Origin of the sequence: Streptomyces sp. NPDC093018, from assembly GCF_040684035.1 — a bacterium.
In the GTDB taxonomy this organism is placed as follows: domain Bacteria; phylum Actinomycetota; class Actinomycetes; order Streptomycetales; family Streptomycetaceae; genus Streptomyces; species Streptomyces murinus.
In genome coordinates this window covers 600,372-627,349 of the sequence record NZ_JBFBFF010000003.1, presented here as the reverse complement: position 1 = coordinate 627,349, position 26,978 = coordinate 600,372, and the positions used below count along the sequence as shown (strand labels likewise).

The following is a 26,978-nucleotide window of genomic DNA, read 5'->3' as shown; positions in this document are numbered from 1 at the left end:
CGGCTGCCGAAGGACCAGTACCAGGACCACTGTCGCGGTGACCACGGCCGACTGAGCCGATGGCCGCCGATCGCAGTTACGCGTACGGCGCCGCCGCCGGACTTCTCGGCGACCTCCTCCTCGGCGATCCCCGCCGCGGGCATCCGGTCGCCGCGTTCGGGCGCGCGGCCGCCGCTGTCGAAGGCGCGTTGTGGCACGACCACCGCGGCTGGGGCGCTCTGCACACCACCGTGTGCGCCGGTGGCGCCGTCGCGCTCGGCGCGCTGGCCGCCCGTGCCGTACGCCCCTGCCCCGCCGCGTCCGTCGCCCTGACCGCCGCGGCCACCTGGGCCGTCGTCGGCGGCACCTCACTCGCCCGCGAGGCGCAGGCCATCGGGGCCGCCCTGACGGCCGGGGACATCGAGGCGGCCCGCGCCCGGCTGCCGCATCTGTGCGGCCGGGACCCGCAGGCGCTGGACGCCGACGGGATCGCGCGGGCCGTGGTCGAGTCGGTCGCCGAGAACACCTCCGACGCGGTCGTGGGCGCCCTGGTGTGGGGCGCGGTCGCCGGGGTGCCGGGACTGCTGGGCTTCCGGGCCGTCAACACCCTGGACGCCATGGTGGGTCACAAGTCCCTCAGGCACCGCCGCTTCGGCTGGGCGTCCGCGCGCCTGGACGACGTGGCCGGCTGGCCGGGGGCGCGGCTGACCGCCGTCCTCGCCGCCGCGGCCGGACCCGATCCGCGCGGCGCCGTACGGGCGTGGCGCGCCGACGCCCGCCGCCATCCGAGCCCCAACGCCGGTCCCGTGGAGGCCTCCTTCGCGGGCGCCCTCGGCGTGCGCCTGGGCGGCACCCTCTCCTACGGCGGTCGCGTCGAGCACCGTCCCGTACTGGGCGGCGCCACCGGACGGGCCGTACAGGTCCCCGACATCGGACGGGCCGTACGGCTCTCCCGGCGCGTCGGCCTGCTCGCGCTCGGCACCACGGTCGCCGCGCGCCTCCTCGTCAACGGACTGAAGGGACGCGGGAAATGAACGGTGGTCTCCTCGTCGCCGGCACCACCTCCGACGCCGGAAAGAGCGTCGTGACGGCCGGGATCTGCCGGTGGCTGGTGCGCCAGGGTGTGAAGGTCGCGCCGTTCAAGGCGCAGAACATGTCCCTCAACTCCTTCGTCACCCGGGAGGGCGCCGAGATCGGGCGGGCCCAGGCCATGCAGGCCCAGGCGTGCCGGATCGAGCCGACCGCGCTGATGAACCCCGTGCTGCTCAAGCCCGGCGGCGAGCAGAGCAGCCAGGTGGTGCTGCTGGGCAAGCCGGTGGGCGAGATGAGCGCGCGCGGCTACCACGGCGGGCGCCGGCAGCGGCTGCTCGGCACGGTCCTGGACTGCCTGGCCGAGCTGCGCGGGCAGTACGACGCGGTGATCTGCGAGGGCGCGGGCAGCCCGGCCGAGATCAATCTGCGCCGCACCGACATCGTCAACATGGGGATCGCGCGCGGCGCCCGGCTGCCCGTGCTCGTCGTCGGCGACATCGACCGCGGTGGCGTCTTCGCCTCCTTCTTCGGCACCCTCGCCCTGCTCTCGCCCGCGGACCAGGAGCTGGTCGCCGGGTTCCTGGTGAACAAGTTCCGCGGCGATGTCTCGCTGCTGGAACCGGGGTTGGACATGCTCAAGGGCCTCACCGGGCGGCCGGCGTACGGCGTGCTGCCGTTCCGGCACGGGCTCGGGATCGACGAGGAGGACGGCCTGCGCGTCTCCCTGCGGGGCGCGGTGCGGGAGTCGGCCGTCGCTCCCCCGCTCGGCGCGGACGTGCTGCGCGTCGCCGTGTGCGCGATCCCGCTGATGTCCAACTTCACCGATGTGGACGCGCTGGCCGCCGAACCCGGCGTCGTGGTGCGGTTCGTGGACCGCCCGGAGGAGCTGGCCGACGCCGACCTGGTCGTCGTCCCCGGCACCCGGGGCACCGTCCGGGCGCTCCGCTGGCTGCGCGAGCGCGGCCTCGCCGACGCGCTCGCCCGCAGGGCCGCCGAACACCGGCCGGTGCTCGGCATCTGCGGCGGTTTCCAGATCCTCGGCGAGCACATCGAGGACGAGGTGGAGTCGCGGGCCGGCGCCGTCCCCGGCCTCGGACTGCTGCCGGTGCGGGTGCGGTTCGCCCGCGAGAAGACCCTCACCCGCCCCACCGGCCAAGCCCTCGGCGAGCCGGTCGAGGGGTACGAGATCCACCACGGCGTCGCCGAAGTCACCGGCGGCGAAGCCTTCCTGGACGGCTGCCGGGTCGGCCAGACCTGGGGCACCCACTGGCACGGCTCACTGGAGTCGGACGGCTTCCGGCGGGCCTTTCTGCGCGAGGTGGCCGCCGCCGCGGGCCGCCGCTTCGTGCCCGCGCCGGACACCTCCTTCGCCGCGCTGCGCGAGGAGCAGCTCGACCGGCTCGGCGATCTGATCGAACAGCACGCGGACACGGACGCGCTGTGGCGGCTCATCGAGTCCGGCGCGCCGCAAGGACTGCCCTTCATCCCACCGGGAGCGCCCGCATGAGCACAGTGTTGTTGTTGTCCACCGCCGACACCGATCTGCTGGCGGCACGGGCCTGTGGCGCCGGTTATCTGATCGGCAACCCCACCCGGGTCGATGTCGCCGAGGAACTGCCGCGGCTGCTGGCGGGCGCGGACCTCGCGGTCGTACGGCTGCTCGGCGGCAAGCGCGCCTGGGAGGACGGGCTGGCCGCGCTGAAGGCGTCCGGGGTGCCCGCGGTGCTGCTGGGCGGCGAGGCGGTGCCGGACGCGGAGCTGATGGCCGACTCGACCGTGCCCGCCGGAGTGGTGGCCGAGGCGCTGCGCTATCTGGTCGAGGGCGGCCCGGACAATCTGCGCGAGCTGTCCCGGTTCCTGTCCGACACCGTGCTGCTGACCGGCGAGGGCTTCGAGGAGCCGCGCCGGATGCCGGAGTTCGGGGTGCACGGCGGGTACGAGGTACAGGACGGCCGCCCGACCGTCGGCGTGCTCTTCTACCGGGCCCATGAACTCAGCGGCAACACCGCCTTCGTGGACACCCTGTGCACGGCGATCGAGGCACAGGGCGCCAACGCCCTTCCGGTGTACTGCGGTTCGCTGCGCGGCGCGGACGCCGGGCTGTACGAGCTGCTGGGCCGGGCCGACGCGCTGGTGGCGACCGTGCTCGCGGCCGGCGGCACCCATGCCTCGGAGGCGTCGGCGGGCGGCGACGAGGAGGCCTGGGACATCGGCGCGCTGGCCGACCTCAACATCCCGGTGCTGCAAGGGCTCTGCCTCACCTCCTCGCACACCGCCTGGGACGAGTCGGACGCCGCGCTCTCCCCCATGGACGCGGCGATGCAGGTCGCCATCCCGGAGTTCGACGGCCGGCTGATCACCGTGCCGTTCTCCTTCAAGGAGCAGGGCCCCGACGAGGTCCCGGTGTACGTCGCCGACCCCGAGCGGGCCGCCCGGGTGGCCGGGATCGCGGTGCGGCACGCCCGGCTCGGATACAAGCCGAACGCCGAGAAGCGTGTCGCGCTGGTCTTCACCGCCTACCCGACCAAGCACTCCCGGGTCGGCAACGCGGTCGGCCTGGACACGCCCGCCTCCGCGGTCCGGGTGCTGGACGCGCTGCGGGACGCGGGGTACTCCCTCAGCGAATACCCTTCCGAGGGCGACGAGTTGATCCACCGGCTGATCGAGGCCGGCGGCCACGACGTGGAGTGGCTGACCGAGGAACAGCTGGCCGCCGCGCCCGCGCGGGTGCCGCTGGCCGACTACCGGGCGTGGTTCGAGAAGCTGGACCCCGCGCTGCGCGAGGCGATGACCGAGGCGTGGGGCGAGCCGCCGGGCAACCTCTACGTGGACGGCGACGACATCGTGCTCGCCTCCCTCCAGTTCGGCAACGTGGTGGTGATGATCCAGCCGCCGCGCGGCTTCGGCGAGAACCCGATCGCGATCTACCACGACCCCGACATGCCGCCCTCCCACCACTACCTGGCGGCCTACCGCTGGCTGGACCACAGCTTCGGCGCGGACGCCGTCGTGCACATGGGCAAGCACGGCACCATGGAGTGGCTGCCGGGCAAGGGCCTCGGCCTCTCCCGCGGCTGCGCGCCGGACGCGGTGCTCGGCGAACTCCCGCTGATCTACCCGTTCATCGTCAACGACCCCGGCGAGGGCACCCAGGCCAAGCGGCGCGGGCACGCCACCGTCGTGGACCACCTGGTGCCGCCGATGGCCCGCGCCGACACCTATGGCGACCTCGCCAAGCTGGAACAGCTGCTGGACGAGTACGCGCTCGTCTCCGACCTCGACCCGACGAAGGCACCGGCCGTCCGCGCCCAGATCTGGACCCTGGTCAAGGCCGCCGAGCTGCACCACGACCTGCATGTGGACGAGCAGCCCGACGACGCGGCGTTCGACGAGTTCGTGATGCACATCGACGGCTATCTGTGCGAGATCAAGGACGTGCAGATCCGCGACGGCCTGCACATCCTGGGCGGCGGCCCGGTCGGCGAGCCCCGCGTCAACCTCGTGCTCGCCGTGCTGCGCGCCTCCCAGGTGTGGGGCGGGCAGGCGAACGCGCTGCCGGGTCTGCGGGCCGCCCTCGCCGAGCATTTCGGGCTGGTGGAGAAGGAGTTGCTGGCCGAGCCGGGCGCGCCGGTGAAGGTGCCCGTGGAGCTGACGGACCTGGTGGCGGGACCGGCGCGGACGGCCGCCGACACGATCGACCTGCTGGAGCAGCTGTGCCGGCGGATCGCGGAGGGCATGGAGGCCCGTAACTGGGCGCGCGAGGCCGTACGGGAGGTCGTGCGGGAGGCGCTCGGGGGCGTCGAACTCCCGGACGCGGTCGCCGTGTCGGAGTTCGCGTGCGACGAGGTCGTACCGCGGCTCGCGCGCACCACGGACGAGATCGGGCACATCCTGCGGGCGCTGGAGGGCGGTTACGTCCCGGCGGGGCCCTCGGGCTCGCCGACCCGCGGCCTGGTGAACGTCCTGCCGACCGGCCGCAACTTCTACTCCGTCGACCCCAAGGCCATCCCGTCCCGGCTGAGTTGGGAGGTCGGGCAGTCGCTCGCGGACTCCCTGGTGCAGCGGTATCTGGCCGACACAGGGGAGTACCCGAAGTCCGTCGGCCTGACGGTCTGGGGCACGTCCGCGATGCGCACCCAGGGCGATGACATCGCCGAGATCCTGGCGCTGCTGGGCTGCCGCCCGGTCTGGGACGACGCCTCGCGCCGGGTGACCGGCTTCGAGGTGATCCCCCTGGCCGAGCTGGGGCGCCCGCGCATCGATGTCACGGTCCGCATCTCCGGCTTCTTCCGGGACGCGTTCCCGCATGTGGTCGGGCTGATCGACGACGCGGTGCGCGCGGTGGCGGCGCTGGCGGAGCCGGCCGAGTCCAACTATGTGCGGGCGCACGTGGAGGAGGACACCGCCGAGCACGGCGACCGGCGCCGCGCCACGGCCCGTATCTTCGGCTCCAAGCCGGGCGCGTACGGCGCGGGGCTGCTGCCGCTGATCGACGCGCGCAACTGGCGCTCCGACGCGGACCTCGCCGAGGTGTACGCGGTGTGGGGCGGTTACGCGTACGGCAGGGGCCTGGACGGGCGGGCGGCGCGCGGGGACATGGAGACGGCGTTCAAGCGGATCGCGGTGGCGGCGAAGAACGTCGACACCCGCGAGCACGACCTGGTCGACGCCGACGACTACTTCCAGTACCACGGCGGCATGGTCGCCATGGTGCGGCACCTGACGGGGGCCAACCCCGAGGCGTACGTGGGCGATTCGGCCGTGCCGGACCAGGTGCGGACGCGCACGCTGGGCGAGGAGACGCACCGGGTGTTCCGGGCGCGGGTGGTCAACCCGCGCTGGATGGCGGCGATGCGCAGGCACGGCTACAAGGGCGCCTTCGAGATGGCGGCGACCGTGGACTACCTGTTCGGGTACGACGCCACGGCGGGCGTGGTCGACGACTGGATGTACGAGAAGCTGTCGGCCGAGTACGTCTTCGACCCGGAGAACAGGGACTTCATGAAGAAGTCCAACCCGTGGGCGCTGCGCGGCGTCACGGAGCGGCTCCTTGAGGCGGCGGACCGGGGCCTGTGGGCGGAGCCGGACGCGGAGACGCTGGAGCGGCTGCGCGCCACCTATCTGGAGCTTGAAGGCGACTTGGAGGGCGACGACCAGTGACCACCCCCTTTCCTTTCACGGCCGTTGTCGGCCAGGACGATCTGCGGCTCGCGCTGCTGCTGAACGCCGTGTCCCCGGCCGTCGGCGGTGTGCTGGTGCGCGGCGAGAAGGGCACCGCGAAGAGCACCGCCGTGCGGGCCCTGTCGGCGCTGCTGCCCGCGGTGGCCGTGGTGCCCGGGTGCCGGTTCTCCTGTGATCCGGGGGCGCCGGACCCGGGGTGCCCGGACGGGCCGCACGAGGCGGGTCCGGGCGGTGAACGGGCCGCGCGGATGGTCGAGTTGCCCGTCGGCGCCTCGGAGGACCGGCTGGTCGGCGCGCTGGACATCGAGCGGGCGCTCGCGGAGGGCGTGAAGGCGTTCGAGCCGGGCCTGCTGGCCGACGCGCACCGCGGCATCCTGTACGTGGACGAGGTCAACCTGCTCCACGACCATCTGGTCGACCTGCTGCTGGACGCGGCGGCGATGGGCGCCTCGTACGTGGAGCGCGAGGGCGTCTCCGTGCGGCACGCCTCGAAGTTCCTGCTCGTCGGGACCATGAACCCTGAGGAGGGCGAGCTGCGGCCGCAGCTGCTCGACCGGTTCGGGCTGACCGTGGAGGTCGCCGCCTCGCGGGAGCCGGACCAGCGGGTGGAGGTCGTACGACGGCGCCTCGCGTACGACGACGACCCCGCCGCCTTCGCCGCGCGCTGGGCCGGCGAGGAGGCCGCGGTGCGGCAACGCATCGTCGTGGCACGGGAGTTGCTGCCTCAGGTGCGCCTGGGTGACGCGGCGCTGCGGCAGATCGCGGCGACCTGCGCGGCCTTCGAGGTGGACGGCATGCGCGCCGACATCGTGATGGCGCGCACGGCGACCGCGCTGGCGGCGTGGGCCGGGCGGACGGACGTGCTCGCCGAGGACGTACGGCAGGCGGCGCTGCTCGCGCTGCCGCACCGCAGGCGCCGCAACCCCTTCGACGCGCCGGGCCTGGACGAGGACAAGCTGGACGAGACGCTGGAGCAGTCCGCCGGCCGGGACGGGGACGGCGACGACGATCCCGACGGTCCCGGTGGCGGTGGCGGGCCGGCGCCCGAGTCCGGCCCCGAGGGCGGCGGGGACAGCGCCGCGCGGCCCGAGGCCGGTGAGGGCGGGGAGCCGGGGCCCGCCGGTGCCGGTGCGGGTGAGCAGGCCCCGGCGCGGGCGGCCGAGCCGTTCCGGACGAAGGTGCTCAGCGTGCCCGGGATCGGGGAGGGCGCCGCCGGGCGGCGTTCGCGGGCGCGCACCGAGCACGGCCGGACCACGGGGGCGCGACGGCCGCAGGGCGCCCTGACCAAGCTGCATCTGGCGGCGACCGTGCAGGCGGCGGCGCCGCATCAGCGGGCGCGCGGCCGGTCCGGGCCCGGTCTGGTGATCCGCCGGGACGATCTGCGGCAGGCGAGCCGGGAGGGCCGCGAGGGCAATCTCGTGCTGTTCGTGGTGGACGCCTCGGGGTCGATGGCGGCCCGGCAGCGGATGGGCGCGGTGAAGGGCGCGGTGCTGTCGCTGCTGCTCGACGCCTATCAGCGGCGGGACAAGGTGGGTCTGGTGACCTTCCGGGGCTCGGACGCGGACGTGGCGCTGCCGCCGACGTCCTCGGTGGACGCGGCGGCCGTACGGCTGGAGTCGCTGCCGACGGGCGGCCGTACCCCGCTCGCGGCCGGGCTGCTCAAGGCACACGAGGTGCTGCGGGTGGAGCGGCTGCGGGATCCGGCGCGGCGGGCGCTGCTGGTCGTCGTGACCGACGGCCGGGCGACGGGCGGCCCGGAGCCGGTGGCGCTCGCCGGGCGGGCGGCGCGGCTGTTCGCGGCCGAGCAGGTCGCCTCGGTGGTCGTGGACTGCGAGTCGGGGCCGGTGCGGCTCGGGCTCGCCGGGCAGCTCGCGGGTGAACTCGCGGGTACGGCCGTCACGTTGGACGAGCTGCGGGCGGACTCCATCGCCGGGCTGGTGCGGGATGTGCAGGGGACGTCGAGGAGGGCCGCGTAATGCCGCAGGGACAGCCGAGTGTCGTACCGGACGACGGCCTGACGACCCGTCAGCGGCGCAACCGGCCGCTGGTCATGGTGCACACGGGCGTCGGCAAGGGGAAGTCGACCGCCGCGTTCGGGCTGGCGCTGCGGGCCTGGAACCAGGGGTGGCCCATCGGGGTGTTCCAGTTCGTCAAGTCCGCGAAGTGGAAGGTCGGCGAGGAGAACGCGCTGCGCGTGCTCGGTGCCTCCGGCGAGGGCGGGCGCGTGGACTGGCACAAGATGGGCGAGGGCTGGTCCTGGGTGCAGCGGGACGCGCAGATGGACAACGAGGAGAAGGCGCGGGAGGGCTGGGAGCAGGTCAAGCGGGACCTGGCGGCCGAGACGTACCGGTTCTACGTCCTCGACGAGTTCGCGTACCCGATGCACTGGGGGTGGGTGGACACCGAGGAGGTGGTGGAGGTACTGCGGGGCCGTCCCGGTACCCAGCATGTGGTGATCACCGGGCGGAACGCACCGGCCGCGCTGGTGGACTTCGCGGATCTCGTCACCGACATGTCCAAGGTCAAGCACCCCATGGACGTGGGACAGAAGGGCCAGAAGGGCATCGAGTGGTGACACCGTCGACGCCACGGCTGGTCGTGGCCGCGCCCTCCTCGGGCAGCGGCAAGACCACCGTGGCCACGGGGCTGATGGCCGCGTTCGCCGCGCGGGGGCTCGCCGTGTCCCCGCACAAGGTCGGGCCCGACTACATCGACCCCGGGTACCACGCGCTCGCGACCGGGCGGACGGGGCGGAACCTGGACGCCTATCTGTGCGGGCCGGAGCTGGTCGCTCCGCTGTTCCTGCACGGGGCGCGGGGGTGTGACATCGCCGTGGTCGAGGGTGTGATGGGGCTGTACGACGGGGCGGCCGGGGAGGGTGAGCTGGCGTCCACCGCGCAGGTGGCGAAGCTGCTGGGGGCGCCGGTGGTGCTGGTGGTGGACGCGTCCGCGCAGTCGCGGTCGGTGGCGGCGCTGGTGCACGGGTTCGTGTCGTGGGATCCGCAGGTGCGGATCGGGGGCGTGATCCTGAACAAGGTGGGGTCCGCGCGGCACGAGGCTTTGTTGCGGGAGGCACTGGACTCCGTCGGGGTGCCGGTGCTGGGCGCGCTGCGGCGGGCGCGGCCGGTGGAGACGCCGTCCCGGCATCTGGGGCTGGTGCCGGTCGCCGAGCGGCGGGCGCTCGCGGTGTCCGCGGTTTCGGAGATGGCGGCGTTGGTGGCCGGTGGGTGTGACCTGCCCGCGCTGGAGCGGCTGGCGCGTTCCGCGGGCACCGTCCCAGGGGGCACCGCCCCCTGGACCCCCGACTTCTCACCCGCCCGCGACGATCCGTCGCCGTCCGCCGAAGGACCGAAGCCCCGTGTCGCCGTCGCCGGTGGCCCCGCCTTCACCTTCTCCTACGCCGAGCACACCGAACTCCTCACCGCCGCCGGAGCCGAGGTCGTCACCTTCGATCCGCTCCATGACGAGGAACTGCCCGAGGACACCGCCGGGTTGGTCATCGGTGGCGGTTTCCCCGAGGTGTACGCGGCCGAGCTGTCCGCGAACGAGCCGCTGCGCAAGGCCGTGGCCGAACTGGCCCGGTCCGGGGCGCCGGTGGCCGCGGAGTGCGCCGGACTGCTGTACCTGTGCCGCGAGTTGGACGGCAGTCCGATGTGCGGCGTGCTGGACGCCACCGCGCGGATGGCGCAGCGGCTCACGCTCGGGTACCGGGACGCCGTGGCCGTCGGGGACAGTGTGCTGGCCGCCGCCGGGACGCGGCTGCGGGGGCACGAGTTCCATCGCACCGTGGTCGAGCCGGGGGCCGGTGCCGCGCCCGCCTGGGGCATCCGGGGCCGGGAGCGGCGGGTCGAGGGTTTTGTACAGCGGGGCGTGCACGCGAGCTATCTGCACACGCACTGGGCGTCCGAGCCCGGTGTCGCCCGTCGGTTCGTGGAGAGGTGCCGGACGTCATGAGCAGCAGGCTGATCGGTGTCGGGGTCGGCCCCGGGGACCCGGAGCTGGTGACCGTGAAGGGGGTCAACGCGCTGCGGGCGGCCGACGTGGTCGTCGTACCCGTGATGGACAGCGGTGAGCGCGGGCGGGCCGAGGCGACCGTGGCGCACTATGTGTCCGCGGAGAAGATCGTCCGCGTGGTGTTCGCGCTGAACGAGCGGTCCGACCGGGCGCGCCGGGAGGCCGCCTGGGACGCGGCGGGCGCGCGGGTCGCGGAGCTGCTGGGGCGGCACGGCTCGGTCGCGTTCGCCACCATCGGCGACCCGAACGTGTACTCGACGTTCACGTATCTCGCGCAGACCATCGCCGAGCTGGTGCCCGGGGTGGTCGTGGAGACCGTGCCGGGGATCACCGCGATGCAGGATCTCGCGGCGCGCTCCGGTGCCGTGCTGACCGAGGGCACCGAGCCGCTGACGCTGGTGCCGGTGACGGCGGGCGCGGCGGTGCTGGAGGAGGCGCTGGCCGGTCCGGGGACGGTCGTGGCGTACAAGTTCGGGCGGCAGGCCGCCGAGGTCGCCGGGGCGCTGGCGCGGGCCGGGCGGCTGGGCGACGCGGTGTGGGGTTCGGCGCTGGGGCTGCCGGAGGAGTCGGTGCGGCCCGCGGCGGAGCTGGACGGCTCCCCGCTGCCGTATCTGTCGACGCTGATCGCGCCGCCGCGGCGGGACGGCGGGCGGGGCGGGAAGCTGTGAAGGGTCTGCTCCGGCCGACGCGGTCAGCCGGAGAGGCCGACCACCAGCCAGATGAACGCGGCCCCGGCCACCGTGCACAGCAGGGTGGAGCGGGCGGGGTGCTCATGGTGGGCCTCGGGCAGGATCTCGGCGGCGGCGAGGTAGAGCAGGACACCGCCGAAGAGGCCGAGATAGCCGCCGAGCACCGGTTCGGGGATATGGAAGAAGACGGTCGACAGCGCGCCCACCAGGGGTGCGCAGGCGTCCGCGACCAGCATCCCGATGGCGCGGCGGCGGGCGTTGCCGTACAGGCTGGTGATGGTGAAGGTGTTGAAGCCGTCGGCGAAGTCATGGGCGATCACGGCGAGCGCGACGGCCGTGCCCATGCCGCTGCCGACCTGGAAGGCGGCGCCGATGGCGACGCCGTCCATGGCGCTGTGGCCCACCATGGCACCGGCCGCGGTGAGGCCCACCTCGGGCGCCCGGTGGTGGTCGTGCTCGTCCCCGCCGTGGGCGGCCTGGCGCGCGGCGAGGGTGCGTTCCACGAGATGGGCCAGCAGAAATCCGGCCACGAACAGCAGCAGGGCCGCGGGGACGCCGAAGATCTCGCGGTCGGCGGCGTGCAGCGCCTCCGGCAGCAGGTCGAGGCCGACCACGCCCAACATCAGACCGCCGGCGAGTCCCAGGACGAGATGCCGACGGTCGGTCACTCGCTGAGCCGTCCAGCCGCCGGCCAGCGTCATCAGGAACGCGCCGAGCGCGACGAAGACCGCCATAGGCACTTGCTATCCGATGAAGGCGCCTTCGCGCACATCGGGCGCCTCACATATCGCCGCGCATCCTGACATTTCACCCCGCTACTGCCGTGTGCTTTCCGTACGAGAGGACTTTTCCGATGGCCGACGCCGTCCCGGACGCCGCTGCCGGCGCCACCGCCGAAACCGCCGCCGAGGCCGTCGCCGCCACCCCCCTGGGTGACGGTGGCGGAAAAGTGACCTTCGTCGGAGCGGGCCCCGGCGCCGCCGATCTGCTGACCTTCCGGGCCGCGCGGGCGATCGCCGAGGCGGACGTGGTGATCTGGGCGGCGAGCCTGGTGCAGGCCGAGGTGCTGGAGCACGCGCGCGCGGACGCGGAGGTGCTGGACTCGGCGGCCATGTCCCTGGAGCAGGTCGTCGCGGTCTATGCGCGGGCGCGCGCCGAGGGTCTGAAGGTGGCGCGGATCCACTCCGGCGATCCTGCGCTGTGGGGCGGCACCCAGGAGCAGCTGGACCGGTGCGCGGAGCTGGGCATCGACACCGAGGTGGTGCCCGGGGTGTCGTCGTTCTCCGCGGTGGCCGCCCTCGCCCGGCGCGAGCTGACGATCCCCGAGGTCGCGCAGTCCGTCGTCCTCACCCGGCTCGGCGGCGGCAAGACGCCGATGCCGCCCGGCGAGGAGGTGCGCGAGTTCGCCCGGCACGGCACCACGATGGCGCTCTTCCTGTCGGCGGCGCGCAGCGGTCAGCTGGTGCGGGAGCTGCTGGAGGGCGGCTACCCGACGTCCACGCCGGTGATCGTCGCCTATCAGGCGACCTGGCCGGAGGAGCTGATCGTGCGGTGCACGATCGGCACCCTGGAGGAGACGGTCAAGGAGCACAAGCTGTGGAAGCACACGCTGTTCCTGGTCGGCCCCGCGCTGGAGGCGCGCGGCACCCGCTCGCACCTCTACCATCCCGGGCACTTCCACGGCTTCCGCAAGGCCGACCCGGGTGCCCGGCGGGCGCTGCGCGAGCGGGGGGCGGGCAGTTGATCACGGTCGTCGGTACCGGGACGGGGGCATCGCTTCCCGAGGACGTCGCGGCGGGCGCCGCGCTCGTCGTCGGCGGGCGGCGGCACCTGGACGCGGTACGGCTGCCCGCCGGGGCCGAGCGGATCGTGCTCGGCCCGCTGGCGCCCGCCCTTGACGCCATCGCCGGATATGTTGCCGAGGAGCTGCCGGTCCTTGTGCTGGCCTCCGGGGACCCCGGCTTCTTCGGGATCGTCCGGGCGCTCGCCGAGCGCTTCGGGCCCGAGCGGCTCGCGGTACGGCCCGGGGTCTCCTCGGTGGCCACCGCGTTCGCCCGGCTCGGGCTGCCCTGGGACGACGCGCTCGTGGTCAGCGCGCACGGCAGGGACCTGCGCACCGCCGTGAACGTCTGCCGCGCGCACCCGAAGGTCGCCGTCCTCACCGGACCGGGCGCGGGCCCCGCCGAACTGGGCGCCGCGCTCGCCGGCCGCGACCGGACCCTCGTGGTGGCCACCGCGCTGGGCGACCCGGAGCGGGAGCGGGTGGAGCGGGTGACGCCCGCGCGGGCGGCGGCACGGGACTGGGGTACGGCGGTCAGTGTGGTGCTGTGCCTGGCCGAGCCCTCGGCACCGGGCCCCCCGCGCACCGTCGCGGGGGTTCCGGCAGGTCCCGCCCACTGGGCCCTGGCGGAAGCCGAGTTCACCCACCGCGACTCGATGATCACCAAGTTCGAGGTGCGCGCGCTCGCGCTGGCCCGGCTCGGGCCGCGGCTCGGGGATCTGGTGTGGGACGTCGGCGCCGGGTCCGGGTCGGTCGCGGTGGAGTGCGCGCGGCTCGGCGCGGCCGTCGTCGCGGTCGAGAAGGCCGCGGACGGGGTGGACCGGATCCGGGAGAACGCCCGCGCCCATGGCGTCGAGGTGGAGGTCCTGCACGGCACCGCGCCCGACGCGCTGGCCGCGCTGGCCGACGATCCGGACGCCGTGTTCATCGGGGGCGGCGGGCGCGAGCTGCCCGCCGTGATCCGGGCGTGCGCGCTGCGTGCGCGCCGGTCCGTGGTGGTGGCCATGGCCGCCCTGGACCGGGTGCCCGCGGCCCGCGCGGCGCTGACCGGCGCCGGGTTCGGCTGCGAGGGCGTGCTGCTGCAGTCCTCACGGCTCGCCCCGCTGCCGGGTGACGTGACCCGGCTCGCGGCCACCAACCCGGTGTTTCTGCTCTGGGGCGTCAGAACCCCCGTTCCCATCGAAGGAGTTGACCAGTGATCGGCCTGATTTCCGCCACCGCGGCGGGGGCGGCGGCACGGGACCGGCTGGCCGCGGCCTGGCCGGACCGCACCCGGGTGTACGAGGGTCCGGTCGGGGAGGCGGTACGGTCCGCGTTCGCCGAGTGCGAGCAGCTGGTGTGCTTCCTGGCGACGGGCGCGACGGTACGACTGCTCGCGCCGCTGCTCGCCGATAAGGCGGCCGACCCCGGTGTGGTCTGTGTGGACGAGGGCGGCCGGTTCGCGGTGTCGCTGATCGGCGGGCACGGCGGCGGGGCCAATGAACTCGCCCGGGAGGTGGGTGAGTTGCTCGGCGCGGAGCCGGTGGTGACCACCGCCACGGACGCCGTCGGGCTGACCGGTCTGGACACGCTCGGCTTGCCCTGCGAAGGCGCGGTCGCCGCCGTGTCCCGGGCCCTGCTGGACGGCGAACCGGTCGCGTTCGCCGCCGAGTTGACGTGGCCGCTGCCGCCGCTGCCGGTCTCGCCGCAGGGGTCGTACACGATCCGGCTCACCGACCGGGACGTCGAACCCGGCCCGCGGGAAGTGCTGTTGCGGCCGCCGTCCCTCGCCGTCGGGGTCGGCGCCTCCAAGGGCGCCCCGGTGGACGAGGTGCTCGGGCTGATCGAGGAGACGCTGCGGGGGGCGGGGCTGTCCCCGCGGTCCGTCGCCGAACTCGCCACCGTGGACGCCAAGTCGGAGGAGCCGGGCATCCTGGGCGCCGCCGGGCGGCTGGGCGTGCCCGTGGTGACGTACTCCGCCGAGGAGCTGGCCGCGGTCGAGGTGCCCAACCCCTCCGCCGCGCCGCTCGCGGCCGTCGGCACCCCCTCGGTCGCCGAGGCGGCCGCGCTGCTCGGCGGCGGTGAACTCCTCGTCCCCAAGCGGAAGTCGGACGCCTCCCCGGCGATGGCGACCTGCGCCGTGGTGCGCAGGCCAGGACGCGGGCGGCTCGCGGTGGTCGGGCTCGGACCCGGCGCCCGGGATCTGCTCACCCCGCGTGCGACGGCCGAGCTGCGCCGGGCCTCGGTGCTGGTCGGGCTCGACCAGTACGTGGACCAGATCCGCGATCTGCTGCGGCCCGGCACCCGGGTGCTGGAGTCCGGGCTCGGCGCCGAGGAGGAGCGGGCCCGCACCGCGGTCGAGGAGGCCCGGCGCGGGCACGCGGTGGCGCTGATCGGCAGCGGGGACGCGGGCGTGTACGCCATGGCCTCGCCCGCGCTCGCCGAGGCGTCCGACGACATCGAGGTGATCGGGGTGCCCGGGGTGACGGCCGCGCTGGCCGCCGCCGCGATCCTCGGCGCGCCGCTGGGCCATGACCATGTCTCCATCAGCCTCTCCGATCTGCACACGCCGTGGGAGGTCATCGAGCGGCGGGTGCGGGCGGCGGCCGAGGCGGACCTCGTGGTCACCTTCTACAACCCCCGTTCCCGGGGCCGCGACTGGCAGCTGCCCAAGGCGCTCGGCATCCTCGCCGAGCACCGCGCGCCGACGACGCCCGTGGGGGTCGTACGCAACGCCTCGCGGCCGGACGGAACGAGCCGGGTCACCACGCTGGCCGGGCTCGATCCGGCGAGCGTCGACATGATGACGGTCGTCACCGTGGGCAACACCGCGACCCGTACCGTCGCCGGGCGCATGGTGACCCCGCGCGGCTACCGCTGGCAGAACGGCCGGAGCGAGCAGCCGCAGGAGACCCGGTGAACCGGATCGTGCACCCCATCGAGCAGGAGTCCTTCCGGCGGCTGCGCGCCCGCCTGGACACCTCGCACCTCCCGCCGCTGACCCGGGCGGTGGTGGAGCGGGTCGTCCACTCCGCCGCCGACCTGGAGTACGCGAGCGACCTCGTCCTGGCGGAGGCGGAGCTGGCAAAGGCGCATGCCGCGCTGCACGCCGGGGCGCCGGTCGTCGTGGACGTGGAGATGGTCGCGGCCGGGATCACCCGGCGTGAGAGCGTGTGCCGCCTCAAGGACGCCAGGTCCGGCCCCGGGCTGACCCGTTCGGCGCATGCGATCCGGCTCGCCCACGAGGAGGTCGGGCCCGGCGCCCTGTGGGTGATCGGCTGTGCGCCGACCGCCCTGGAGGAGCTGCTGACCCTGGACGCCGACCCGGCGCTCGTCATCGGCCTGCCCGTCGGCTTCGTCGGCGCGGCCGAGTCCAAGGCCGCGCTGCGCGAGAGCGGGCTGCCCGCCGTGAGCAACGTGTCCGAGAAGGGCGGCTCGGCGGTCGCGGCCGCCGCCCTCAACGCCCTGCTGTACCAACCGATTTCCCCCGAGGAGACCCTGTGAGCACCCCGCCCGCCCTGCTGATCGCCGGCCATGGCACCCGTGACGACGCCGGAGCCGAGGCGTTCCGTGCCTTCGTGCGGGAGCTGGGGCGCCGCCGTCCCGACCTGCCCGTCGCGGGCGGCTTCATCGAGCTGTCCCCGCCGCCGCTCGGCGACGCGGTGGCCGAGCTGGTGGAACGGGGCGTGCGCCGGTTCGCGGCCGTGCCGCTGATGCTGGTGTCCGCCGGGCACGCCAAGGGCGACATCCCGGCCGCGCTGGCCCGTGAGAAGGAGCGGCACCCGGGCATCTCGTACACCTACGGGCGCCCGCTGGGTCCGCACCCGGCGCTGCTGAACGTGCTGGAGCGGCGCCTGGACGACGCGATCGGCGACCAGGACCGCGCGGAGGTGACCGTGCTGCTGGTCGGCCGCGGCTCCACCGACCCGGACGCCAACGCGGAGGTGTTCAAGGCGGCCCGGCTGCTCTGGGAGGGCCGGGGGTACGCCGGTGTGGAGACGGCGTTCGTGTCCCTCGCGGCGCCGGACGTGCCGAGCGGCCTGGACCGCTGTGTGGCGCTGGGGGCGCGGAAGATCGTCGTGCTCCCCTACTTCCTGTTCACCGGGATCCTCCCGGACCGGGTGCGGCGGCAGACCGAGGAATGGGCGGCCGCGCACCCGGAGACGCCCGTGGCCTCGGCCGATGTCATCGGTCCCGAGCCGGAGTTGCTCGACCTGGTGCTCGAACGGTACGAGGAGGCCGTCCAGGGCGATCTGCGCATGAACTGCGACTCCTGCGTGTACCGGATCGCGCTGCCCGGCTTCGAGGACAAGGTGGGCCTGCCGCAGCAGCCGCACTTCCACCCGGACGACGACGGCCACGACCACGGGCACGGACACCACCACCACGGCGGGCACACGCACAGCCATGCCCACTGAGGACTCCCCCGGTCCCGATCTGCGCCATCACGGGGACGCCGAGGTACGGGACGACGGCGCGGCGCTGGTCGATCTCGCCGTCAACGTACGGTCGGACACGCCCCCGCCCTGGCTGCGCGAGCGGATCGCCGCCTCCCTGACCTCCCTCGCGGCCTACCCGGACGGGCGGGCCGCGCGGGCGGCGGTGGCGGCGCGGCACGGGCTGCCGATGGAGCGGGTGCTGCTGACGGCGGGCGCGGCGGAGGCGTTCGTGCTGCTCGCCCGCGCCCTCAAGGTCCGCCAACCGGTCGTCGTGCACCCGCAGTTCACGGAGCCGGAGGCGGCGCTGCGGGACGCCGGGCACACGGTGGAGCGGGTGCTGCTGCGGCCCGAGGACGGCTTCCGGCTGGATGCGGCGCTGGTGCCGGAGCGGGCCGATCTGGTGGTGATCGGCAATCCGACGAACCCGACGTCCGTCCTGCACCCGGCCTCGGTGCTCGCCTCGCTCGCCCGGCCCGGCCGGGTGCTGGTGGTCGACGAGGCGTTCATGGACGCGGTGCCGGGCGAGCGGGAGGCGCTGGCCGGGCGGACCGACGTCCCCGGTCTCGTGGTGCTGCGCAGCCTCACCAAGACCTGGGGCCTCGCGGGTCTGCGCATCGGCTATGCGCTGGCCGAGCCCGAGATCGTCGCCGAACTGGAGCGGGCCCAGCCGCTGTGGCCGGTGTCCACCCCGGCGCTGGCCGCCGCCGAGGCGTGCATGTCGCCCCGCGCCCTGGCGGAGGCGGGCCACGCGGCGCATCGCATCGCCGGCGACCGGGCGCACCTGATCGCGGGCCTCGCCGCGCTCGCCGCCCGCGGGGTACGGGTCGCGGGACCGGCCGAGGGCTCCTTCGTGCTGGTGGGTGTGCCGGGAGCGGCCGGTGTACGACAGCGGCTGCGCGCCCTCGGCTACGCCGTGCGCCGCGGGGACACGTTCCCCGGGCTCGGCGCCGACTGGATACGCCTCGCCGTCCGCGACCGGCCCACGACCAACGCCTTCCTGGCCGCGCTGGCCACCGCCCTCGGCTGACGGACGCCCTGGACCGACGGAAACCGCCCCCCCGTTCCGCACCGGCCCGAGCGCACGGAGCCCTCCCCCGTTCCGCACCGGCCCCGGCACGCGGCGGGACCGGCGAGGCTCCCCTGGCCCCTCCGGTCCCGCCCCCGTTCCTCCCCCTGCCGTCAGCTCCTGCGGCGGCGGGCCATCAGTACCGCGCCGCCGCCCGCCGCCAGCAGCGCCACCGCGCCGCCCGCGATGTACGGCGTCGCCGGGTTGCCTCCCGTCTCCGCGAGGTTGGTGTCCGAGGCGCCGCCCTGCGGCTTCACGTCGGAGACCGGGGCGGCGTCGGACGTGGTGCCGGAGCCCGAGCCGGGCTTGGTGCCGGAGCCCGGGTCGTGGCTCTGCGTCGGGGGCTTCGAGGGCGGCGCCATCGGGGACTCGCAGGTCGCCCTGGCCAGCGTGACCGTGCCCTCGACGTCCGCCACGTTCAGCTTCAACGGGTTGACGGACACCTTGAGCTGGAGCGCGGTCGCGGCCGCCGTACGCGAGGTGGTGCTGTGCTGCGCGAGGTCGAGGCGGACCTCGCCGACGCCGGGCACCTTGACCTCGACCGGCCCCCCGGCGGTGACCGAGACCTTGCGGCCGAGGACGGTGACGGTGCCGACGATCTTCGCGTCGGCGGCCGGGGCTTTGCCCGCCTCACAGGTGGCCTGCGCGGTGACGGTGTCCACCTCGATCAGGGACAGCAGGGGCAGCCCGGGGACGTGCAGCTTGGCGTGCACCAGGCGGACGGAGCCCTCGGCGCTCCGGTCGGTGACGGTGGCCCGGGACTGGGCCACATCCGCGCTGAGGACGGTGAACGGGTTGCCGCCGGACACCCCGTCGAGGCGGGCGGACAGGGCGGTTCGGTCGGCGCTCTGCGGTGCCTTCACCTCGTTGAGGGAGACGGCGAGCGGAACGTCGACGGACTTGTCGAGCAGAGAGACGTCGAGCCCGGTGTGCAGGACGGAGGCGGTGGCGCGGCCGGGATTCTCGGACGCGTGCGCCGCGCTCACGCCCAGGACGGTGGGCGCGGTGGCCAGTGCGGTGACGGTCGCCGCGGCGGCCAGACGGCGCACGGGCATACGGAAGTTGGTGCTGTTCAAGGCGGTGGGACCCCCCACTTGAAATGCTTGGGACCCGTCAACCTTGTCGTCAGTGTGGGTGAACGGTCAGCAAACCTGGGTCACTTCACTCAAACGTGGAAATTCCGCACGCCTCTTCGAATCACCGTGCACACGCGTTCCCTCACGCGTCCATCGGCGCTACTCCACCACCGCCCCGTTCAGCACCACCCGGCGCGGTGCGGCCAGTACGCCCACCTCGGCCCGGGGGTCCTCGTCGTACACCACGAGGTCCGCCGAAGCGCCCTCCTCCAGGCCCGGCCGGCCCAGCCACGCGCGCGCGGACCAGCTGGTCGCCGCGAGCGCCTCGATCGGCGGGATGCCCGCGGTGACCAGCTCGGCGACCTCCGCCGCGACCAGTCCGTGCGGCAGCGAGCCGCCCGCGTCGGTGCCGACGAACACCGGGATCCCGGCGTCGTACGCGGAGCGCACCGTGTCGTAGCGGCGCTCGTGCAGCCGCCGCATATGGGCCGACCAGTTGGGGAACTTGCTCTCGCCGCCGGCCGCGAGCTGCGGGAAGGTGGCGATGTTGACGAGGGTGGGGACGATGGCGACGCCCCGCTCCGCGAACAGCGGGATCAGGTCCTCGGTGAGGCCGGTGGCGTGCTCGATGCAGTCGATGCCCGACTCGACCAGATCGCGCAGGGAGTTCTCGGCGAAGCAGTGCGCGGTGACCCGGGCGCCCAGCCGGTGCGCCTCGGCGATCGCGGCCTCGACCGCCTCCCGGGGCCAGCAGGGGGAGAGGTCGCCGACCTCGCGGTCGATCCAGTCGCCGACCAGCTTGACCCAGCCGTCGCCGCGCCGGGCCTCCTGGGCGACGTAGGCGACGAGGTCGTCCGGCTCGATCTCCCAGGCGTAGTTGCGGATGTAGCGGCGGGTGCGCGCGATGTGCCGCCCGGCCCGGATGATCTTCGGCAGATCGGCCCGGTCGTCGATCCAGCGGGTGTCGGAGGGCGAGCCCGCGTCCCGCATCAGCAGGGTGCCCGCCTCCCGGTCGGTCAGCGCCTGCTTCTCGGCGGTCTCCGCGTCGACCGGGCCGTGCGCGTCGAGGCCCACATGGCAGTGGGCGTCGACGAGCCCCGGAAGCGCCCACCCCCGCACGGTCCGGACGTCCCGGGCCCCGGTGGGGCGGTCGTACGACACCCGGCCGCCGACCACCCACAGTTCGTCGCGTACGTCCTGCGGTCCGACGAGGACCCTGCCCTTGACATGCAGCACCGGCTGATCGCTCATACCGGCACCTTAGAGGGCTAGGCCCGCTCGGTTCCCCCGGCCTCCGGAAGGCCCTCTTCCACCTCGGCCATCGCCGGGTCGAGGAGGCGGGAGAGGAAGTGGCGGGTGCGCTCGTGGCGGGGGGCGCCGATGACCTGCTCGGGGCGGCCCTGCTCCACGATCACCCCGCCGTCCATGAAGACGACCCGGTCGGCGACCTCGCGCGCGAAGCTCATCTCGTGGGTGACGACCATCATCGTCATGCCCTCGCGCGCGAGCGACCGCATCACCGCGAGGACGTCGCCGACCAGCTCGGGGTCGAGCGCCGAGGTCGGCTCGTCGAAGAGCATCACCTCGGGGCCCATGGCGAGCGCGCGGGCGATGGCCACCCGCTGCTGCTGGCCGCCGGAGAGGGCGGAGGGGTAGGCGCCGGCCTTCTCCGCGAGGCCCACCCGGGCCAGGTTCTCGGCGGCGACGCGCTCGGCCGCCGCCTTGTCCCGCCGTAGCACCCGGCGCTGCGGCAGCGTGAGGTTCTCGGTGACGCTGAGGTGCGGGAAGAGGTTGAACTGCTGGAAGACCATGCCGATCCGGCGGCGGACGGCGTCGATGTCGACATCCGGGTCGGTGACCTCGGTGCCGCCGACGAAGACCCGCCCCTCGGTGGGCTCCTCCAGCAGGTTCACACAGCGCAGCAGCGTGGACTTGCCGGAGCCGGACGGGCCGATGACGCAGACGACCTCGCCCTGGGCGATCTCCAGGTCGATGCCGCGCAGCACCTGGTTGTCGCCGAAGGACTTGTGCAGACCCTGGACGCGGATCTCGGGGGTGGTCACCTGATCTCCCTGAGGGCCTTGGTTTCCATACGGCGTACGACGAGGCTGAGCGGAATGGTGATCAGCAGATAGCACAGGCCCGCGACCAGGATCGGCGTGGAGTTGGCGGTCTGGCTGGCCAGGTCGTTGCCGAACTTGGACAGTTCGCGCTGTTCCAGGGTGACCCCGAGGAACAGCACCAGCGAGGAGTCCTTGAAGAGCAGGACGAGTTCATTGGTCAGCGGCGGCAGGATGATGCGGAAGGCCTGCGGCAGGATGATCGAGACCATGGCCCGCGCGGGCGAGAACCCGAGCGAACGGGCCGCCTCCAGCTGCCCCTTGGGCACCGCCTGGATGCCGGCGCGGATGGTCTCGGCCATATAGGCGGCGGAGACCAGGCCGAGCGCGACGGCGACCTTGCCGTAGGTGCCGCCGGGGTACTGGACGGTCGGGAAGGCCAGCGGCACCCCGACGCCGACGAAGATGAAGATCAGCAGCGCGGGCAGGCCGCGGAAGATCTCGATGTAGATGCCGGCGAGCCAGCGGTAGGGGCCCACGGAGGACAGCCGCATCAGGGCGATGACCATGCCGAGGGCCAGGCCGACGACGAACCCGGACAGCGTGTACAGCACGGTGTTCTTCAGAGCGACCGTGATGAGGTCGGGGAACAGCTGCTTGGCGATGCCGGGCTGCGCGAACTGGTTCTGGAGCCGCCCCCAGTCCGCGGTGAGCGCGAAGGCGATCACCGCGGCGGCGAGGACGGCGTACTGGGCGCCGCGCGAGAGCTTGCGCTTCTGCGTGCGCGTCAGCCCCGTGCGCTTCGGCTGGATGCCGGTGTCCGTGTCGGCCATGGGGTCAGGAACCGGCCGGGGAGGCGACGGAGGAGTCGTACGGGCCGATCCACTTCTCGTAGATCTTCTTGTACGTGCCGTCGGCCTTGGCGTCCTTGAGGGCCTTGTTGACGGCCTTCAGCAGGGGCTTGTTGCCCTTCTTGACCGTGAAGCCGTACTGCTCGCCGGTCTTCAGGTTGCCGACCACCTTGAACTTGTCCGCGGTGGCCTTGTCCTTCAGCCAGCCCTGGACCACCGGGTAGTCGATGATGACGGCCTGGACCTGGCCGGTGCGCAGGCCGTTGAGGACGGCGTCGGAGGAGGCGAAGGAGACCGGGTCGAGGCCCTTCTTCTTGGCGAAGTCCTCACCGGTGGTCTGCGCCTGGGCGCCGAGCTTCTTGCCCTTGGCGCCGTCGAGCGAGGTGATCCCGCTGTTCTTGGCGACCAGCACGGCCTGGGTGGCCTCGAAGTACGGGTCGGAGAAGTCGACGTTCTTCGCACGCTCGGGGGTGATCGTCATACCGGCGGCGGCCAGGTCGCACTGGCCGGAGTTCAGGAAGGCGCCGGTCTTGAAGTTCTCGAACGGCGTGTCCACGATCTGCTGCTTGACGCCGAGGTCCTTGGCGACCAGGTCGATCAGGGAGACGTCGAAGCCCTGCACCTTGCCGTCGACCACCGACTGGAACGGCGGGTAGGGCAGATGGGTGCAGGTGGTGAGCTGTCCGGCCTTGGCGAGGTGGACACCGCCGGCCACGGTCTGGCCGCTCCCCGAGCCACCGGAGGAGCAGCCCGCCACGACGAGCACGAGGCCCGCGGTCGCGGTGGTGGCGGCCAGCAGACGGGTCCGGCGTCCGAGGAGCGTTTTCATGGGGGGAGTCTCCTGAGGGGGGAACGATAGGTTCCGATTATAAGGAAATGTTTGGGTATCTCAAACCAAACCCATGGCCTTGGGGGGCCTGGACCTAAGATCGGGGGGAGCAGGCCGCTGTGACCCCTGCGAACCTCCCGACGAAGAGAGAGCACCGCCGTGACGCACCCCCTCCTCGACCTGCCCCCGCTGACCGCGCGGCGCTTCGCCGCGATCGAGGACCGGGTGGCCCGGCTGCTGGAGACCCGGCAGGACGTACTGATCACCCAGGGCGAGGCACTGCTGCCGCTGGAGGGCGCGATCCGCGCCGCCGCCGGTCCGGGCACGGTGGCCCTGAACGTGATCACCGGCCCCTACGGGCAGACCTTCGGCGACTGGCTGCGGGACGCCGGCGCGACCGTGTACGACATCTCGGTCCCCTTCCACACGGCGGTACGGGCCGAGCAGATCCGTGCCGCGTTCGCCGAGCACCCGGAGATCGACTTCGTCTCGCTGGTGCACGCGGAGGCGGCGACCGGCAACACCAACCCGGTCGCGGAGATCGGCGAGGCGGTGCGGGAGCAGGGCGCGCTGTTCTATCTGGACGCGGTCGCCTCGGTGGGCGCCGAGCCGGTGCTGCCGGACGCATGGGGCGTGGACCTGTGCGTGATCGGCGCGCAGAAGGCGATGGGCGGCCCGGCGGGGGTCTCGGCGATCTCGGTGAGCGAGCGCGCCTGGGCCCGGATGGCGGCGAACCCGAACGCGCCGCGCCGCTCCTACCTCTCCCTGCTGGACTGGAAGGAGCGCTGGCTGGACGCCGGCCGGAGGGCCCTGCCGCACGCCCCGGCGCAGCTGGAGATGCTGGCGCTGGACGCCTGCCTGGAGCGGATCGAGGCGGACGGCCTGGACACGGTGATGGCCCGCCACCGCCGCGCGGCCGAGGCCACCCGGGCGGGCGCGTCGGCCCTCGGCGGCGGCCTGGAGCCCTACGTCCACGACGCCGCGGACGCCGCCCCGGTCGCCACGACCCTGCGCGTCCCCTCGTCGTTCGCGGCCTCCGGCCTGGTCGCCGCCGCGCTGGCCGCCGACCCCGCCCTCCCGCTGGCCGCGGGCGGCGGCGCCCTGGCCAAGGAGATGATCCGGGTCAACCACTACGGCCCCAACGCCACCGAGTCCGCCGTCCAGGCCTCGCTGGCCGCCCTGGGCACCGCCCTCGCCGCACAGGGCGCGACGGTGGACCCGGCGGCCGCCCGGCAGGCCGTGGAGCAGGCCTGGCGGTGACCGCCAGGCACCGGTGAGCACCATGACGGCCCGCGCCCCGAGGCGCGGGCCGTTGTCATACCCGGCTGCCATGCTGCGCCCATGACGAGCGATCACACCCCGCGGCCGGAACACACATCCGCGCGTCCGACCCTTCCGGACGGCCGCCCGATCCCCCTGCCGAGCGGCCCCGAGCGCCCCATGCTGGAGAGCTGGCTGGACTTCCACCGGGCCACGCTGGAGCTGAAGTGCCGGGGCCTGTCCGACGGGCAGGCGCGGGCCGCCTCGGCCGAGCCGTCGGAGCTGACCCTGCTGGGTCTGGTGCAGCATCTCGCGGAGGTCGAGCGGACCTGGTTCCAGCGGGTGCTGGGCGGCCTCGATCTGCCGCCGCTGTTCGAGGAGGAGTCCGGGTACGCCCTGGATCCGGCGCGCGGGCTGGACGAGGCGCTGACCGTCTGGCAGCGGGAGGTCGCGCGTGGCCGCGAGCTGTGTGCCGGGCGGCCGCTGGAGGCCACCGGCCGGATCGCGGACGGGCCGTTGGCCGGGGCGGAGGTCAGTGTGCGCTGGGTGCTGATCCATCTCATCGAGGAGTACGCCCGCCACAACGGACACGCGGACATTCTCCGCGAACGAATAGACGGCACCACCGGATTTTGAATTCAATTCACTTTCACAATTCCCACCAATTTCCCGGACGGTAGCTTCCCATAGTCTTCTGCCCGCTTTTTGCGCGGCTAAACGGGCCAGTTTTCCAGGAGATTTCTGACGGTTTCAGAGGTGTGACACACCCCACAATGAGGGGATTTTGCCCCACTTTGCCGTGGGGCAACTCCGACATTCCACACACTGTTTCGAGTCGCGCCGCGACCGCGGTCGTGCATTTTTTAATTTGCCTCGCTAAATTCGTGCCGCATGACTGCCGCACCCGCAGACCTGCTCATAGACCGACCGGCAACGGCCGACGGCGCCGCGCTCTGGCGCCTCGCCAAGGACTCAAAAACGCTCGATCTCAACTCGTCCTACAGCTATCTGCTGTGGTGCCGGGACTTCGCCGGCACCTCGGCGGTGGCGCGCGGTGCGGACGGCACACCCGTCGGATTCATCACCGGGTACGTACGGCCCGACCGCCCGGACACCCTGCTCGTCTGGCAGGTCGCCGTGGACTCCGCCCACCGGGGCCACGGCATCGCCGCCGCCCTGCTGGACGGATTGACCGGGCGGCTCGCCGAGTCCGGCGTCACCCGGATCGAGACCACCATCACGCCCGGCAACACCGCCTCCGAGCGGCTGTTCACCTCGTACGCCGAGCGGCACGGCGCGCGCCTCTCCCGCGAGGTGCTGTTCCCCGCCGAGCTGTTCCCGGACGGCCCGCACGACTCCGAAGTCCTCTACCGCATCGGCCCGCCGGCCGATTCCCACGCCCACTGAGGAGCGAATCACCGTGACCATCACCCAGCCCGACCTCAGCGTCTTCGAGACCCTGGAGTCCGAGGTGCGCAGCTACTGCCGCGGCTGGCCCACCGTGTTCGACCGCGCGCAGGGCAGCCGGATGTACGACGAGGACGGCCATGCGTACCTCGATTTCTTCGCCGGGGCCGGATCACTCAACTACGGCCACAACAACCCGGTGCTCAAACGGGCGCTGATCGACTATCTGTCCCGGGACGGGGTCACCCACGGCCTGGACATGTCGACCACGGCCAAGCGCCGCTTCCTGGAGACGTTCCAGAACCTGGTGCTGCGCCCGCGCGACCTGCCGTACAAGGTCATGTTCCCGGGCCCGACCGGCACCAACGCCGTGGAGTCGGCGCTGAAGCTGGCCCGGAAGGTGAAGGGCCGCGAGGCCATCGTGTCCTTCACCAACGCCTTCCACGGCATGTCCCTGGGCTCGCTCGCGGTGACCGGCAACGCCTTCAAGCGGGCCGGCGCCGGCATCCCGCTGGTGCACGGCACCCCGATGCCGTTCGACAACTACTTCGACGGCACCGTCCCGGACTTCCTGTGGTTCGAGCGGCTCCTTGAGGACCAGGGCTCCGGTCTGAACAAGCCCGCCGCGGTGATCGTGGAGACCGTGCAGGGCGAGGGCGGCATCAATGTGGCCCGGCCCGAGTGGCTGCGCGCGCTCAAGGAGCTGTGCGAGCGGCAGGACATGCTGCTGATCGTCGACGACATCCAGATGGGCTGCGGCCGTACCGGCGCCTTCTTCTCCTTCGAGGAGTCCGGGATCACCCCCGACATCGTCACGGTGTCGAAGTCCATCAGCGGCTACGGCCTGCCGATGTCGCTGTGCCTGTTCCGGCCCGAGCTGGACGTCTGGGAGCCGGGCGAGCACAACGGCACCTTCCGCGGCAACAACCCCGCGTTCGTCACCGCCGCCGCGGCCCTGGAGGCGTACTGGACCGACGGCTCGGCCATGGAGAAGCAGACCCGGGCCCGCGGCGAGCAGATCGAGCAGGCGCTGATCTCCATCACCGAGGAGAACCTCGCCGACGTCAAGGAGTACCGCGGGCGCGGGCTGGTGTGGGGCATGGAGTTCCACGACAAGGACCGCGCCGGGCGCATCGCGCGGCGGGCCTTCGAACTGGGCCTGCTCATCGAGACCTCGGGGCCGCAGAGCGAGGTCGTCAAGCTGCTGCCGGCCCTGACCATCACCCCCGACGAGCTGGACGAGGGTCTGAGCGTCCTCGCCCGCGCCGTCCGGGAAACCGTCTGAACCATCTGAAGCACACCGTCTGAAGCACACCGTCTGACCGCAACGTCCGAC

The 26,978-nt window shown here is 73.4% G+C and carries 23 protein-coding genes; 17 read left to right on the top strand and 6 right to left on the bottom strand.

Features of this window, described 5'->3' with window-relative positions:
- Positions 1–59: 59 nt before the first annotated feature.
- From AB0N90_RS10185 to cobI, 7 genes are read left to right on the top strand one after another with little or no spacing between them, the layout of a single operon-like run.
- Positions 60–1,013 (top strand): cobalamin biosynthesis protein, encoded by a 954-nt coding sequence (locus AB0N90_RS10185; RefSeq protein WP_365194619.1) that lies wholly within the window; start codon positions 60–62, stop codon positions 1,011–1,013.
- Positions 1,010–2,518, top strand: a complete 1,509-nt coding sequence (locus AB0N90_RS10180) for a cobyric acid synthase (RefSeq protein ID WP_365194616.1) — start codon at positions 1,010–1,012, stop codon at positions 2,516–2,518. The genes AB0N90_RS10185 and AB0N90_RS10180 overlap by 4 nt, the downstream gene beginning before the upstream one ends.
- Positions 2,515–6,171, top strand: a complete 3,657-nt coding sequence (gene cobN / locus AB0N90_RS10175) for a cobaltochelatase subunit CobN (RefSeq protein ID WP_365194613.1) — start codon at positions 2,515–2,517, stop codon at positions 6,169–6,171. Before AB0N90_RS10180 ends, cobN begins: the two co-directional genes overlap by 4 nt.
- Complete coding sequence (locus AB0N90_RS10170) at positions 6,168–8,168, top strand: putative cobaltochelatase (RefSeq protein WP_365194612.1); 2,001 nt, start codon at positions 6,168–6,170, stop codon at positions 8,166–8,168. Before cobN ends, AB0N90_RS10170 begins: the two co-directional genes overlap by 4 nt.
- Positions 8,168–8,767, top strand: coding sequence for a cob(I)yrinic acid a,c-diamide adenosyltransferase (gene cobO / locus AB0N90_RS10165; RefSeq protein ID WP_232987774.1), 600 nt, complete (start codon positions 8,168–8,170; stop codon positions 8,765–8,767). Before AB0N90_RS10170 ends, cobO begins: the two co-directional genes overlap by 1 nt.
- Entirely contained in the window at positions 8,764–10,146 is a 1,383-nt protein-coding gene (locus AB0N90_RS10160) for a cobyrinate a,c-diamide synthase (RefSeq protein WP_365194610.1), read from the top strand. The genes cobO and AB0N90_RS10160 overlap by 4 nt, the downstream gene beginning before the upstream one ends.
- Positions 10,143–10,874, top strand: a complete 732-nt coding sequence (gene cobI / locus AB0N90_RS10155) for a precorrin-2 C(20)-methyltransferase (protein ID WP_365194608.1) — start codon at positions 10,143–10,145, stop codon at positions 10,872–10,874. Before AB0N90_RS10160 ends, cobI begins: the two co-directional genes overlap by 4 nt.
- Before the next feature lie 23 nt (positions 10,875–10,897).
- On the opposite strand, the gene AB0N90_RS10150 is transcribed toward cobI, so the two are convergent.
- Positions 10,898–11,629, bottom strand: coding sequence for a ZIP family metal transporter (locus AB0N90_RS10150; protein WP_361670529.1), 732 nt, complete (start codon positions 11,627–11,629; stop codon positions 10,898–10,900).
- A gap of 119 nt (positions 11,630–11,748) precedes the next feature.
- Here AB0N90_RS10150 and cobM point away from each other — a divergent pair, with 119 nt between their 5' ends.
- Genes cobM through cobC form a run of 6 tightly spaced genes read left to right on the top strand, consistent with a single transcriptional unit; the run spans position 11,749 to position 18,120 of the window.
- Positions 11,749–12,639, top strand: coding sequence for a precorrin-4 C(11)-methyltransferase (gene cobM / locus AB0N90_RS10145; RefSeq protein WP_365194605.1), 891 nt, complete (start codon positions 11,749–11,751; stop codon positions 12,637–12,639).
- Positions 12,636–13,874 (top strand): precorrin-6y C5,15-methyltransferase (decarboxylating) subunit CbiE, encoded by a 1,239-nt coding sequence (gene cbiE / locus AB0N90_RS10140; protein WP_365194603.1) that lies wholly within the window; start codon positions 12,636–12,638, stop codon positions 13,872–13,874. Before cobM ends, cbiE begins: the two co-directional genes overlap by 4 nt.
- Complete coding sequence (gene cobJ, locus AB0N90_RS10135; RefSeq protein WP_365194602.1) at positions 13,871–15,574, top strand: precorrin-3B C(17)-methyltransferase; 1,704 nt, start codon at positions 13,871–13,873, stop codon at positions 15,572–15,574. The genes cbiE and cobJ overlap by 4 nt, the downstream gene beginning before the upstream one ends.
- On the top strand, positions 15,571–16,158 hold the full coding sequence (locus AB0N90_RS10130; RefSeq protein ID WP_365194599.1) for a precorrin-8X methylmutase: 588 nt from the start codon (positions 15,571–15,573) through the stop codon (positions 16,156–16,158). The genes cobJ and AB0N90_RS10130 overlap by 4 nt, the downstream gene beginning before the upstream one ends.
- Positions 16,155–17,072 carry a sirohydrochlorin chelatase gene (locus AB0N90_RS10125; RefSeq protein WP_365194597.1) on the top strand — a complete coding sequence of 306 codons (918 nt, stop codon included), beginning with the start codon at positions 16,155–16,157 and terminating at the stop codon, positions 17,070–17,072. Before AB0N90_RS10130 ends, AB0N90_RS10125 begins: the two co-directional genes overlap by 4 nt.
- On the top strand, positions 17,062–18,120 hold the full coding sequence (gene cobC, locus AB0N90_RS10120) for an Rv2231c family pyridoxal phosphate-dependent protein CobC (RefSeq protein ID WP_365194594.1): 1,059 nt from the start codon (positions 17,062–17,064) through the stop codon (positions 18,118–18,120). The genes AB0N90_RS10125 and cobC overlap by 11 nt, the downstream gene beginning before the upstream one ends.
- 152 nt (positions 18,121–18,272) lie before the next feature.
- Here the strand turns inward: cobC and AB0N90_RS10115 are convergent, their stop codons facing one another.
- The 5 genes from AB0N90_RS10115 to AB0N90_RS10095 all read right to left on the bottom strand — a co-directional run bounded on the left by AB0N90_RS10115 (position 18,273) and on the right by AB0N90_RS10095 (position 22,975).
- Positions 18,273–19,235, bottom strand: a complete 963-nt coding sequence (locus AB0N90_RS10115) for an SCO1860 family LAETG-anchored protein (protein WP_365194593.1) — start codon at positions 19,233–19,235, stop codon at positions 18,273–18,275.
- A gap of 159 nt (positions 19,236–19,394) precedes the next feature.
- A complete protein-coding gene (locus AB0N90_RS10110) occupies positions 19,395–20,486 on the bottom strand; it encodes an amidohydrolase family protein (protein ID WP_365194590.1) in 1,092 nt (363 codons plus the stop codon).
- Between the two features lie 17 nt (positions 20,487–20,503).
- Positions 20,504–21,298, bottom strand: a complete 795-nt coding sequence (locus tag AB0N90_RS10105) for an amino acid ABC transporter ATP-binding protein (protein ID WP_365194588.1) — start codon at positions 21,296–21,298, stop codon at positions 20,504–20,506.
- Positions 21,295–22,128, bottom strand: a complete 834-nt coding sequence (locus AB0N90_RS10100; RefSeq protein ID WP_365194586.1) for an amino acid ABC transporter permease — start codon at positions 22,126–22,128, stop codon at positions 21,295–21,297. The genes AB0N90_RS10105 and AB0N90_RS10100 overlap by 4 nt, the downstream gene beginning before the upstream one ends.
- A 4-nt stretch (positions 22,129–22,132) precedes the next feature.
- A complete protein-coding gene (locus tag AB0N90_RS10095; protein WP_361670556.1) occupies positions 22,133–22,975 on the bottom strand; it encodes a basic amino acid ABC transporter substrate-binding protein in 843 nt (280 codons plus the stop codon).
- A gap of 159 nt (positions 22,976–23,134) precedes the next feature.
- Between AB0N90_RS10095 and AB0N90_RS10090 the strand changes: the two genes are divergently transcribed.
- The 4 genes from AB0N90_RS10090 (at position 23,135) to ectB (ending at position 26,927) form a co-directional block, all read left to right on the top strand.
- Complete coding sequence (locus AB0N90_RS10090) at positions 23,135–24,235, top strand: aminotransferase class V-fold PLP-dependent enzyme (protein ID WP_365194584.1); 1,101 nt, start codon at positions 23,135–23,137, stop codon at positions 24,233–24,235.
- 81 nt (positions 24,236–24,316) lie between these two features.
- Positions 24,317–24,871 (top strand): DinB family protein, encoded by a 555-nt coding sequence (locus AB0N90_RS10085; RefSeq protein WP_365194581.1) that lies wholly within the window; start codon positions 24,317–24,319, stop codon positions 24,869–24,871.
- A 255-nt stretch (positions 24,872–25,126) separates the two neighbouring features.
- Complete coding sequence (gene ectA / locus AB0N90_RS10080) at positions 25,127–25,642, top strand: diaminobutyrate acetyltransferase (RefSeq protein ID WP_365194579.1); 516 nt, start codon at positions 25,127–25,129, stop codon at positions 25,640–25,642.
- 13 nt (positions 25,643–25,655) lie between these two features.
- Positions 25,656–26,927, top strand: a complete 1,272-nt coding sequence (ectB, locus tag AB0N90_RS10075) for a diaminobutyrate--2-oxoglutarate transaminase (protein ID WP_361670567.1) — start codon at positions 25,656–25,658, stop codon at positions 26,925–26,927.
- The last annotated feature ends 51 nt before the right edge of the window (positions 26,928–26,978 follow it).